The 12,299-nt window shown below is 70.3% G+C and carries 10 protein-coding genes; 8 read left to right on the forward strand and 2 right to left on the reverse strand.

Translation table 11 applies throughout. The features are described 5' to 3' along the window. Nucleotide 1: 1 nt before the first annotated feature. The 6 genes from AC6LJ9_RS15745 to AC6LJ9_RS15770 all read left to right on the forward strand — a co-directional run bounded on the left by AC6LJ9_RS15745 (nucleotide 2) and on the right by AC6LJ9_RS15770 (nucleotide 5,950). Complete coding sequence (locus tag AC6LJ9_RS15745) at nucleotides 2–1,939, forward strand: type IV pili methyl-accepting chemotaxis transducer N-terminal domain-containing protein (protein ID WP_498148284.1); 1,938 nt, start codon at nucleotides 2–4, stop codon at nucleotides 1,937–1,939. A 67-nt stretch (nucleotides 1,940–2,006) separates the two neighbouring features. Then, nucleotides 2,007–2,669: a response regulator gene (locus AC6LJ9_RS15750; RefSeq protein ID WP_498148285.1), complete on the forward strand. Its 663-nt coding sequence runs from the start codon at nucleotides 2,007–2,009 to the stop codon at nucleotides 2,667–2,669. Between the two features lie 109 nt (nucleotides 2,670–2,778). Continuing rightward, the gene (gene ubiU, locus AC6LJ9_RS15755; RefSeq protein WP_498148286.1) at nucleotides 2,779–3,795 is read left to right on the forward strand and encodes a ubiquinone anaerobic biosynthesis protein UbiU; all 1,017 of its coding nucleotides are present in this window, start codon (nucleotides 2,779–2,781) and stop codon (nucleotides 3,793–3,795) included. Then, nucleotides 3,792–4,688 (forward strand): U32 family peptidase, encoded by an 897-nt coding sequence (locus tag AC6LJ9_RS15760; RefSeq protein WP_498148293.1) that lies wholly within the window; start codon nucleotides 3,792–3,794, stop codon nucleotides 4,686–4,688. Before ubiU ends, AC6LJ9_RS15760 begins: the two co-directional genes overlap by 4 nt. Beyond that, nucleotides 4,685–5,128, forward strand: coding sequence for a ubiquinone anaerobic biosynthesis accessory factor UbiT (gene ubiT / locus AC6LJ9_RS15765; RefSeq protein ID WP_498148287.1), 444 nt, complete (start codon nucleotides 4,685–4,687; stop codon nucleotides 5,126–5,128). Before AC6LJ9_RS15760 ends, ubiT begins: the two co-directional genes overlap by 4 nt. Nucleotides 5,129–5,233: 105 nt before the next feature. After that, nucleotides 5,234–5,950: an SDR family NAD(P)-dependent oxidoreductase gene (locus AC6LJ9_RS15770; RefSeq protein ID WP_498148288.1), complete on the forward strand. Its 717-nt coding sequence runs from the start codon at nucleotides 5,234–5,236 to the stop codon at nucleotides 5,948–5,950. Nucleotides 5,951–5,960: 10 nt separating this feature from the next. On the opposite strand, the gene AC6LJ9_RS15775 is transcribed toward AC6LJ9_RS15770, so the two are convergent. Both AC6LJ9_RS15775 and AC6LJ9_RS15780 read right to left on the reverse strand, forming a co-directional pair. Beyond that, nucleotides 5,961–8,159, reverse strand: a complete 2,199-nt coding sequence (locus tag AC6LJ9_RS15775) for an ABC transporter permease subunit (RefSeq protein ID WP_498148289.1) — start codon at nucleotides 8,157–8,159, stop codon at nucleotides 5,961–5,963. Between the two features lie 55 nt (nucleotides 8,160–8,214). Further along, a complete protein-coding gene (locus AC6LJ9_RS15780) occupies nucleotides 8,215–9,258 on the reverse strand; it encodes an amino acid ABC transporter substrate-binding protein (protein ID WP_498148290.1) in 1,044 nt (347 codons plus the stop codon). Nucleotides 9,259–9,470: 212 nt separating this feature from the next. Here AC6LJ9_RS15780 and AC6LJ9_RS15785 point away from each other — a divergent pair, with 212 nt between their 5' ends. Further along, complete coding sequence (locus AC6LJ9_RS15785; RefSeq protein ID WP_498148291.1) at nucleotides 9,471–10,607, forward strand: aminotransferase class V-fold PLP-dependent enzyme; 1,137 nt, start codon at nucleotides 9,471–9,473, stop codon at nucleotides 10,605–10,607. 204 nt (nucleotides 10,608–10,811) lie between these two features. After that, nucleotides 10,812–12,107, forward strand: coding sequence for an O-acetylhomoserine aminocarboxypropyltransferase/cysteine synthase family protein (locus AC6LJ9_RS15790; RefSeq protein WP_212314644.1), 1,296 nt, complete (start codon nucleotides 10,812–10,814; stop codon nucleotides 12,105–12,107). The last annotated feature ends 192 nt before the right edge of the window (nucleotides 12,108–12,299 follow it).

Raw genomic sequence — 12,299 nt, forward strand, 5'->3', positions numbered from 1 at the left:
CATGACCCCTATCGATTCCAGAACCGACCCCGGCGGCCTGCCGTCACCCCGGCATCGCCTGTCCACGCGCATCATCGCCACCTCGCTGGCCGCGTTGGTGGTGGTGCTGTCCATGATCAGCTGGACGCTGTGGCTGTCCTGGCAGCTGGAAGGCGCGGGCGCGGCCATCAACGATACCGGCAGCCTGCGCATGCGCGCCAACCGCGTGGCGGTGGAGCTGATGCGGCCGCAGGAAGGCCGCAAGGTGCGCACCGATGAGCAGATCCTGCTCATGGACGAGACCATCGCGCGGCTGGCCAGGGGCAATCCGGCCAGGCCGCTGTTCATTCCCAACGATGCCGACATCCGCAAGCAGTGGAGCGAGGTGGCCGGCTACTGGCGCGAGATCATGAAGCCCTCGGCCATGCGCGCCCTGGGCAGGCCCGACGCCGCCTACTACCTGGAGACGCTGCCGGAGTTCGTGGCCAAGGCCGACACGCTGGTGCGCATGATCGAGCAGGACAACGCCGGCAAGACCACGATGCTGCGGCTGTCGCAGGGCGTGCTGGCGGCGATCGCCAGCGCCGGCACGCTGGCCATGATCTATCTGCTGTACCTGTGGATCATCTCGCCCGTGCTGCGCCTGCGCGACGGCCTGCAGCGCATGGCGGCGCGCGAGTTCAGCACCCGGCTGCCGGTGGAAAGCCGCGACGAGTTCGGCGTGCTGGCGCGCGGCTTCAACCGCATGGCCGACGAGCTGCAAGGGCTGTACACCGGCCTGGAGCAGCGGGTGGAGCAGAAGACGGCCCAGCTGGCGGCGCAGAACCGCGACATCGGCGCGCTCTACGACATGGCGGCCTTCCTCAACCAGCCCAACGAGATCGAGGCGCTGTGCGACGGTTTCCTGCGGCGCGTCATGCTGCAATTCGACGCCGAGGGCGGCAGCATCCGCGCGCTCGACCCGAACAATGAAAAGCTCAACCTGATGGTGTCGGTGGGCCTGTCGGAAGCGCTGGTGGAATCCGAACACTGCATGCGCGTGGACGACTGTTATTGCGGCGTCGCCACCCGCAAGGCCGGGGTGATCGTGATCCAGGACTTCCGCCACGCGCCGCCCAGCCTGGACCTGAACTGCCAGCGCGAGGGTTTTGCCAGCGTGGCGGTGTTCCGCATCGTGGCGCGCGACGAGGTGCTGGGCTCGTATTCGCTGCATTTCCGCAGCCAGCGCAAGCTCGCGCCTTCCGAATCGCAGCTGCTTGAAACGCTGGGACAGCATCTGGGCGTGGCGCTGGACAACCGTCGCCTGAGCGCCCAGGCGCGGCAGCTGGCGGTGGTGCAGGAGCGCGGCCTGGTGGCGCAGGGGCTGCACGACAGCCTGGCGCAGGGCCTGAATTTCCTGAACCTGCAATTGCAGATGCTGGACGGGGCGGTCAAGCGCGGCGACGCTGCCGAGGTCGAGGAAATCCTGCCGCTGCTGCGTACCGGCGTGGATGAAAGCTACCAGGACGTGCGCGAGCTGTTGACCAATTTCCGCAGCAAGCTGTCGCAGGGCGATCTATACGTGGCGATCGAGGACACCGTGGACCGCTTCCGCCGCCAGACCGGCATGGATACCGAGCTGGCCGTGGGCGAGCGCCAGGGCGCGCCGCTGGCGCCGGACCAGCAGCTGCAGGTGCTGTTCATCCTGCAGGAAGCGCTGTCCAACGTGCGCAAGCATTCCGAGGCCGCGCGCGTGCGCGTCGAGGTCGAGGACGGGCGCGATTTCGTGCTCAGCATCAGCGACGACGGGCAGGGCTATGACGCCGAGGAAGTGGCCGCGTGCGGCGAGGCGCATGTCGGCCTGCACATCATGCGCGAACGCGCGGCGCGCCTGCGCGCCGTCATAAAACTCGAATCGCGGCCCGGCCAGGGCACGCGAGTCCTCTTGACCCTGCCCGGCGCCGAACGCCAGGCCGCCTAAGGGGAGGGGTAGCCCACCCCCGAAGCGCTGCACGCCGGTGCTTTCCATAACTGAACGACGCAATACCATGTCCATCCGAATCCTTCTTGTCGACGACCACACGCTGTTCCGCTCGGGCCTGCGCCTGCTGTTGCAGCGCCAGTCCGATTTCGAGATCGTGGCCGAGGCCGGCGACGGCGTCGAGGGCCTGAAGCGGGCCAAGGAACTCAAGCCCGACGTGGTGCTGCTGGACCTGAACCTGCCGGGCCTGTCCGGCCTGGAAACGCTGCAACTGCTGGTGCAGGACCTGCCGTCCTGTGCGGTCATCATCCTGACCGTGTCGGAAGAGGCCGACGAGCTGGGGCAGGCGCTGCGCGACGGCGCGCGCGGCTATCTGGTCAAGAACATCGACGCCGAGGCGCTGACCAGCGCGATCCGCCGCGCGGCGGGCGGCGAGCCGGTCATCGCGCAGAGCATGACCGCCAAGCTGGTCGAGCAGTTCCGTGGCCAGGCCCAGGCTGGCGCGCAGCCGGCGGGGCAGGGCGAGCGCCACAGGCTGACCGCGCGCGAGACGCAGATCGTGCAGTACCTGGCGCGCGGCGCCAGCAACAAGGTCATCGCGCGCGAGCTGGACGTCAGCGAAAGCACGGTCAAGATCCATGTGCAGAATGTGCTGAAGAAGCTCAATCTCACCAGCCGCGTGCAGGTCGCCGTGTACGCGGTGGAACACGGGCTGCACGTCGAGGAATGAGCGCGCGGCGCGCGCGCGCGCCGACGGGCTGATCCGCCGCAAACGTCGGCCCGCCGCCGTTTGATCTGCGACAAGGCCGCGCCCGGCACCGGCCCCTAGACTGGCCGGCATGCAAACGCGAACCTCACCCATGGAACTGGTGGCTCCGGCCGGCAGCCTGGCCGCGCTCAAATCCGCTATCGAGGCGGGCGCGGACACGGTCTACCTGGGCCTCAAGAACGCCACCAATGCCCGCAACTTCGCCGGGCTGAACTTCACCGAAAACGACATCCGCGCCGGCGTCGAGCTGGCCCATGCGCGCGGGCGACAGGTCCTTTTCGCCATCAACACGTTCGTGCAGGCCGGGCGCGGCGAGGAATGGCGCGCGGCCGTGGACGCGGCCCATTCGCTGGGCGCGGACGCCGTGATCATGGCCGACGCGGGCCTGCTGGGCTATGCCAGCGACCGCTATCCCGACCTGCGGCTGCACCTGTCGGTGCAGGGCTCGGCCACGCACGCCGACGCCATTGAGCTGATGAAGGAGCAGTTCGGCATCAAGCGCGTGGTGCTGCCGCGTGTGCTGACGCTGGCCGAGATCGCCCGCATCTGCGGACAGGTCAGCGTCGAGGTCGAGGTGTTCGGCTTCGGCAGCCTGTGCGTGATGGCCGAGGGCCGCTGCCTGCTGTCGTCCTACGCCACCGGCGATTCCCCCAACAACAAGGGCGTCTGTTCGCCCGCGCACGCGGTGCGCTGGGTGGAGGAAAAGGGCCGCATGGACGCGCGCCTGAACGGCATCCTGATCGACCGCTACGAGCCGGGCGAGCCGGCCGCCTATCCGACGCTGTGCAAGGGCCGCTTCAAGGTCGATGGCGCCGACGATCACGCGCTGGAGGAACCCACCAGCCTGAACGCCATCGGCCTCTTGCCCCGGCTGGCCGAGATGGGCGTGTCCGCCGTCAAGATCGAAGGGCGGCAGCGCAGCCCGGCCTATGTGACGCAGGTGGTGTCCACGCTGCGCGCCGCGCTGGACAGCGCGCACGCCGACGCCGCGCGCTTCTCTCCGCGCCCCGAATGGAACGCCATGCTGGCGCGCCATGCCGAGGGCTCCCAAGTCACCCAAGGCGCATTCGAACGTCCATGGAAATGAACGCAACCCCGGCATTTGGCATCTCCGTCGGCCCCTTGCTGTATTACTGGCCGCGCCAGCAGACGCTGGACTTCTACGCCGACCTGGCCGATGGCCCGGCCGACATCATCTACGTGGGCGAGACGGTGTGCAGCCGCCGCCGCGAATTGCGCGCCGAGGACTGGCTGGACCTGGCGCGCGACCTGCGCGCCACCGGCAAGACCGTGGTGCTGTCGGGCCGCACCCTGATCGAGACCGGCTCCGAGGCCAGCGCGCTGCGCAAGCTGTGCGAACAGCAGGACTTCCTGATCGAGGCCGGCGAGGTCGGCGCGATGCGCCACCTGGCCGGCCGTCCCTTCGTGGCCGGGCCGCACATGAATGCCTATCACGGCGGCACGCTGGACTGGCTGGCCAGCCGAGGCGCGGTACGCTTCGTCGCGCCGCTGGAAATGGACAGCGCCACGCTGGCGCGCCTGCTGGCGGAAAAACCCGCCGCGCTGGAGTGCGAGGTCATGGTGTGGGGCCGCATGGCGCTGGCCTTCTCGGCGCGCTGCTTCACCGCCCGCCATTTCCGGCTGAAGAAGGACGACTGCGGCTTCCGCTGCATCGAGCATCCCGACGGCCTGGACCTGCGCACGCGCGAATCGCGCGACTTCCTGGCCATCAACGGTATCCAGGTGCAGTCGGCGGCCTGTCTGGACCTGCTGGACCAGGCGATGGAGCTGGCCGTGATGGGCGCGGGCGTGCTGCGCGTCAGCCCGCAATCGACCGGCACGCAGGCCGCCATCGCGGCGCTGGATGCCACGCGCCACGGCGCGCAGCGGGCCGAGGTCGCGCCGCCCGCCGGCATGGAGCGCTGCAACGGCTACTACTACGGCCACGCGGGCATCGATCTGTTGCGGGAGCCGGCATGAACCTGAGCCTGCCCGCGCCGCCCGCGCTGCTGGCCCGGCTGGGCCGCAAGCTGCCGGCGCCGCTCGTGTCGCTGCATTTCACCGCCGGGCTGGAGCTGGCGCGTCGCCTCAGATGGCTGGCGCCGCCGGCCGAGCTGGACGGCCGGCGCTTCGCCATCACCGTCGAGGACCTTGGCCTGCGCAGCTGCTTCGCCGTGCGCGGCGGCGCGTTCCGGCCCGTGTGGGACGGCGCGCCGGCCGAGCTGGAACTGGGCGCCAGGCTGGCCGACTTCCTGGCGCTGATGCGCGCGGACATGGACGCCGACACTTTGTTCTTCCAGCGCCGCCTGCGGATCTCCGGCGACACCGAGCTCGGCCTGATCGTGAAGAACTGGCTGGACGCCTCGCCGCGCCCGGCCTGGCTGGACAAGCTGGGCGCGCTGGGGAGGCCGCAAGCCTGAGCCTGGGACGGTCGGTTCGCATGACCGACAGTGGCGCGGGGGCTTGACGCGTCCGCGCCGCCAGTCGTGCTATATCCTCGGGCCGACACAGCAACGGAGCACAGCATGAAGATATTGATCGTGGGCGCCAGCAAGGGCCTGGGCCGCGCCCTGGCCGAAGGGCTGGGGCAGGATGCGGAAATGATCATCGGCGTGTCGCGCAAGACGCCCACGGACCTGACGGTGGCGCCGTCCTGCGCGCTGCGCTGGATCGAGGCCGACCTGTCCGACCCCGAGGCCGCCGCCGCGCGCATCGCCGAGCAGGCGCCGGCCGAGCTGGATGCCATTCTCTACAACGTCGGCGTGTGGGAAGACAAGGCCTTCACCGACGACTACGACTTCCTGGCCGATTCGCCGCAACAGATCGCGCGGCTGCTGGACATCAACATCACCGGCACGATCCTGCTGCTGCAACGGCTGATCCCGCGCCTGCTGGGGCGCGCCAAGCCGCAGCTGGTGCTGACCGGCTCGACCTCGGGACTGCCGCGCAGCGGCCGGCCCGAAGTGGCGTTCGGCGCGTCCAAGGCGGCGCTGTCGGGTATCGCCGACGCGCTGCGCGAGCGTTTCCGGGCGCAGCGGCTGGCGGTCACCTGCCTGCAGCTGGGCTACCTGAACACCGAGGACGGGCTGGCGGTGGCGCGCGATGAGGCCAGCCGGCGCGGCGAGGGCACGCTGGCGCCGGTGCACGATGTGGTGGCGATGGTGCGCGCGCTGCTCAGCCTGTCCGATGCCTCTTTCGTGCGGGAACTGGTGTTGCCGGCGATCCTCGACGAGCGCTTCTGAGGCCGGCCGTTCAGAGCCGTCCCGTTTCCATCGCCCGCGCCACCCGCGACAGCGCCAGGCTGGCCGCGAAGTACAGCGCGGCCACCGCCAGGTAGACCTCGACGTGATAGGGCCGCCAGGCCGTGCCGGCCACCACGGCCTTGGCCGCACCCAGCACGTCGAACACGCCGATGATGCTGACCAGCGAGGTATCCTTGACCGCGCCCACGAACACGCCCAGCGCGGCCGGCGCGGCGATGCGCCGGGCCTGCGGCCAGATCACGGCCTGGTAGGCCAGGGCGGAGCCCATGCCCAGCGCGCGCGCCGCCGCCATCTGGCCCGGCGGGATGGCCTGCAGCGCGCCGCGCAGCACCTCGGCCAGCAGGCAGGCGGTGTGCAGCGTCAGCGCGGCCAGCGCCATGCTGAACTTGGACACGCCGCCGCCCAGCAGCATGGGCAGCACGAAGGACGCGAACAGCAGTTGCGTCACCAGCGGCACGCCGCGCACGGTCTCGATCAGCGTGGCGGCGGCGAACGAGCCGGCGGGGCTGGACGAGCGGCGCAGCAGCGCCAGACCGGCCGCGAGCGGCACGGCGGCCAGCAGCGCCGCGATCGCCAGGATCAGCGTGACCAGCAGGCCGCCCCAGCGCAGCGGGCCGATGGCCTCGCCGCCCCAGGGCCAGCCGGACAGCGCGCCGGCGGCGAGCGCCAGCGCGGCGATGCCGACGCCGGCGCGTACCCGTCCGGACAGCCGGCCCGCGCCCAGCGCCACAGCGACCGCCAGCAGCAGCGCGGCGCAGGCGACCAGGGCGGGGCCGCGATGCGCCGGCTGCATCGCGCCGAACAACAGCAATGGCAGGCTCTCGCCCACGGCGGCCCAGCAGGCGCCGGCGGCTTGCGCGCAGGCCGCCGCGTCGCCGCGCCAGACGGCGTTGAGCAAGGCCCAGTCGGCGAGCGAGCCGGCGGCGAGCAGCGCCGCCAGCAGCACGGCCGTCCTGGCCAGGCGGCGCGCCCAGGGCCCGCCGCCTTGCCCCGCCAGGGCGGCAAGCAGCGCGGGGCGTTCGCCCAGGCGCGCGCCGTGCAGATCGCCAGGACCATGCCGGGCGCTGCGGGCGTTCCACGCGGACAGCGCGCCGCCCAGCGCCAGGGCCAGGCCCAGATAGGCCGCCAGCGCCAGCGAGATGCCTTCCAGCGCCAGGCCGGTCTGCGTGATGGCGGTGTTGATGACGGCCATCAGGTCCTGGTAGCCGATGGCGATGGCCAGCGTGCTGTTCTTGATCAGCGCCAGGCACTGGTTGGCGTAAGGCGGCAGCGCCACGCGCGCGGCGTTGGGCGCGACGACCAGGCGCAGGATGTCCAGGCGCGACAGCGCCAGCGCCTGTCCGGCCTCGACCAGCCCCGCCGGCACCGCGCGCACCGATGCGCGCACGATGTCGGCGATATAGGCGGCATGGAACACCGACAGGCCGATCACCAGCGTGGCGAATTCGATGCTGGGCTGCCAGCCGCCTTGCAGGCCCAGTCCGCGCCGGACTGGCAGTTCGACGATGGGCGCGGGCAGGAGGGTCCAGGCGAGCAGCAGGCCGGCCAGCGCCAGCCAGGGCGTGACGCGGACGAGCAGAACGCGTCCACGATGCGGGGGGCCGTCCGTCGCGAGCCGCCGGCGTCGAATCGCCCAGCCCGCGATCAACAGGGCGACGAGCAGGCAGGCCGCTTGTGGCAGCCAGCCGTGCAGCGCCGGCAGCGCCAGTCCGCGATTGGACAGCAGCACCGACGGCAGCGGCTCCCAGGCCTGGCGCGCGTCGGGCAGGCGCAGCAGCAGGCCGTACCAGACGAAGAGCTGCAACAGCACCGGGGTGTTGCGCAGCGGCGCGATGAGGACGGCCGCCAGCCGCGACGCCACCGGATCGGGCGACAGGCGCGCCAGGCCCAGCGCCACGCCCAGCAGCGTGGCCAGGGGCAGGGCGGCCAGCGCCACCGTCAGCGTGTTGACCAGGCCGGCCGCCAGCGACATCCAGTAGGGATCCTCGGGCAGCACATCGAGCAGGCTTTCCGAGATGCGAAAGCCCGAGGCCTGGAACAGGAAGCCGAAGCCGCCGTGCACGCCGCGCGCGGCCTGCACGGATTCGATCTGCAGGGCCAGCAGCGCGGCCAGCCCGCCCAGGCCCAGGATCCAGGCCAGCGCGGCGGGCCAGCGGCGCGGCGCGGCCGGCAGGGCGAGCGCGCTCATGGCGCGCCGCGTCCGATTCGCGCCGAAGGCGCGCGCCGGACGGCGCCAGCGCGCGTCATTGGAACGGCGGCGAGTACAGCAGGCCGCCCTGGTTCCATTGCGCGTTCAGCCCGCGCTCCAGCTTCAGCGGCGTGGCCGCGCCCAGGTTGCGGTTCCAGACCTCGCCGTAGTTGCCCACGGCCTTGATGGCGTTGCGCGCCCATTGCTCGTCCAGGCCGAAGCTCTTGCCGATGCCGGGCTCCGCGCCCAGCAGGCGGCGCACCTGCGCGTCCGCGCCCTGCGCCTGGCTGTCGGCGTTGGCGGCGGTGACGCCCAGTTCCTCGGCGGCCACCAGCGCGTTGACGGTCCAGCGCACGATGGCGCTCCAGTTCGGATCGTCCTGGCGCACGAAGGGGCCGAGCGGCGACTTGTTGATGCGCTCGGGCAGGATGACGAAGTCGTCCGGATTGGCGGCGCGCGCGGCGCGGCTGGCGGCCAGCGTGGACGCGTCCGACAGGTAGACATCGCAGCGGCCCGCGTAGAACGCTTGTTCCAGCTCCACCAGGTTCTCGATCACCACCGGCCGGTACGACAGCTTGCGCTTCTTGAAGTAATCGACCAGGTTCTGTTCGTTGACGGTGCCCGGCTGCACGCAGACCTGTGCGCCGTCCAGTTCGGCGGCGCTCTTGACGCCCAGTTTCTTCGGCACCATGAAGCCCTGGCCGTCGTAGAACACGATGCCCGCCGAGACGATGCCCAGGCCGGCGTCGCGGCCCGAGGTGATGGTGGTGTTGCGGTTCAATACGTCGATCTCGCCGCTTTGCAGCGCCGGAAAGCGTTGCTGCGAACTGAGCGGCACGAAGCGGGTCTTGGACGCGTCGCCCAGCACGGCGGCGGCCAGCGCGCGGCACAGGTCGGCGTCCAGGCCGGTCCAGCGGCCCTGCGCGTCGGCGATGGACAGGCCGGCCGAGCCCTGGCTCACGCCGCAGACCAGCTCGCCACGCTTCTTGATGGCGTCCACCGTGGGGCCGGCCTGCGCCGCGCCGGCCATGGCCAGCGCCGCCGCCGCGCCCGTGGTGGCCTTGATGAGGAAATTGATGCCGATGCGTCGTGCCTTCATGCCTGCCCTGTATTCGTCGTATGCAAGAAAGGCATGCATTCTAGGTGTGGCCACGCGGGAACCGAGCGACTGTCTCGTCATATGGATATGAGCACTAAGCCTTATCGTTATCGTGTTCACGTCCCTACAATTCCCAGCATCCGAGGCTCGTTCCCCGTGGCGGGCCCGCCGGCGCTGGCGCCGGTCCTTTCTTGTTGTGGAGCAGATGGCGCATGCGTTGGCAGGATGAGTTCAGGCAGTTCTTTCCCATCACGCGGGACCGCGTCTACGCCAACATCGCCTACACCAGTCCGCTGTCGCCCAAGGTGGCCTCGGCGGTGGCCGATTTCTTCGACGGCATCGCCCATGCGCGCAGCGACAAGCCGGGCTGGCTGGCCGATGCCGACGCGCTGCGCGCGCGCCTGGCCCGGCTGATCGGCGGCGACGCGCGCCGGCTGGCCTTTACCAAGAACACGACGGAGGGGCTGAACACCGTGGCCCAGGGCCTGCCCTGGCGGGAAGGCGACAACCTGGTCGTGGACGACCAGGAGCATCCTTCGAACGCGCTGCCGTGGCTGAGCCTGCGCCGGCGCGGCGTGGACGTGCGCGTGGCCTCGTCGGGCGGACATCGCTATACCGTGGACGATATCTGGGCGCGCGTGGATGCGCGCACGCGGCTGGTCGCGCTGTCCTGGGTGCAGTACGCCACGGGCCTGCGCAGCGACATCGCGGAACTGGGCCGGCGCTGCGCGGCCCGGGACATCTGGCTGGTGGTGGACGGCATACAGGGCGCCGGCCTGCTGCGCGCGCGGGTCGACGACTGGGGCGTGGACGCGTTCGCCTGCGGCGCGCACAAGGGCCTGCTCGGCCCGCTGGGCGTGGGCTTCCTGCATCTGTCGCCGGCGCTGCTGGACGCGCTGGATCCGCCGTACCTGGGGCCGTCCGGCGGCCTGTCGCTGGACAAGTCCGGACCCGAGTGGTGCGTCGCCGCGCCCGACCGCCAGGACGCGCGGCGGCTGGAGACCGGCAATCTGAATTACCCCGGCATCGCCGGCTGGGCCGGGGCGCTGGACCTGATCGAGCAGGCCGACCCGGCGCGCATCGAGCCCTGGGCGCTGGAATTGTCGCGCGCGCTGGCCGACGGCCTGCGCGGCCTGGGCCTGGACGTGGTGTCGCCGGCCGACGCGTCCATGCGCAGCACCACCACGGCGCTGCGCCTGCCCGATCCGGCGGCCGCGCTGGCCCATCTGGCCGAGGCCGGGGTGGTGGCCAGCATTGTGGAGTATGGTTACGTGCGCCTGTCATTGGGCGCCTATAACAACCACGAGGATGTGGACCGCATCCTGCGCGCCGCGCGCGGATGGGTCTAGTGTGCTGTCCCGCAGATACGCCCGCACGAAATCCACCCCTAGCCGCCATGGCGTCGTTGCAAATCCTCGTGATACCTACGGGTATCACTGCGGTTTGCGCCTAGCCCTGACGTCTATGGATGAATTTCGTCATGCGGACGTACCTACGGGACAGCACACCAGGAAAACCTTTCGCATCAACGCAATCGTTCCGAGGAGAAGCAGATGAGCGACAGCAAGAAACCCAATTGGCGTCTGGAAACCGTGGCCGTGCATGGCGGCTACCGGCCCGACCCCACCACCCGCGCGGTGGCGGTGCCGATCTACCAGACCGTGGCCTACGCGTTCGACGACACGCAGCACGGCGCCGACCTGTTCGACCTGAAGGTCGCGGGCAATATCTACACCCGCATCATGAACCCGACCACCGACGTGCTGGAACAGCGCGTCGCGGCGCTGGAAGGCGGCATCGCCGCGCTGGCGCTGGCCTCGGGCCAGGCCGCCGTGACCTACGCGATCCTGACCATCGCCGAGGCGGGCGACAACATCGTCTCGTCCAGCACGCTGTACGGCGGCACCTACAACCTGTTCGCCCACACGCTACCGCAGTACGGCATCACCACGCGCTTCGCCGATCCGCGCGATATCGGCTCGTTCGAGAAGCAGATCAACGAACGCACCAAGGCGATCTTCGCCGAGTCCGTCGGCAACCCGCTGGGCAACATCACCGACATCGCCGCGCTGGCCGAGCTGGCGCACCGCCACGGCCTGCCGCTGATCGTCGACAACACCGTGCCATCGCCGTACCTGCTGCGTCCGATCGAGCACGGCGCGGACATCGTGGTGCAGTCGCTGACCAAGTACCTGGGCGGCCATGGCACCAGCCTGGGCGGCGCCATCATCGACTCGGGCAAGTTCCCCTGGGCCGAGCACAAGGCCCGCTTCAAGCGCCTGAACGAACCCGACATCAGCTATCACGGCGTGGTCTATACCGAGGCCTTCGGCCCGGCCGCCTATATCGGCCGCGCCCGCGTGGTGCCGCTGCGCAATACCGGCGCGGCGATCTCGCCGTTCAATTCCTTCCAGATCCTGCAGGGCATCGAGACGCTGGCGCTGCGGGTGGACCGCATCGTCGAGAACGCGGTCAAGGTCGCCGGCTTCCTGCGCGAGCATCCCAAGGTCGAATGGGTCAACTACGCCGGCCTGCCGGACCACGCCGACCACGCCCTGGTGCAGAAGTACCTGGGCGGTAAGGCGCCGGGCCTGTTCACCTTCGGCGTGAAGGGCGGCCGCGAGGCCGGCGCGCGCTTCCAGGACGCGCTGCAGCTGTTCACCCGCCTGGTCAACATCGGCGACGCCAAGTCGCTGGCCACGCACCCGGCGTCCACCACGCACCGCCAGCTCAATCCCGAAGAGCTGCAAAAGGCCGGCGTGCGCGAGGAAACCGTGCGCCTGTCGATCGGCATCGAACACATCGACGACCTGATCGCCGATCTGGACCAGGCCCTGGCGCAGGTGTGACGATGGCGATGATGCAACGCAGAACCCTGCTGAAGCTGGCGGCGGGCCTGCCCGCCGGGGGCGCCGCGCCCGCCCTGGCGGGCGGCCGGGAGGGGGGCGTGTTTTTTTAAACACTTCCGCTGGCGGCGGGTAAAACAAAGAGGAGGTCTGAGAGGGGGGGGGCGCGATGACTAATAAAAGACGAAGCATTAT

The organism is Achromobacter sp. 1011811831 (assembly GCF_059760905.1).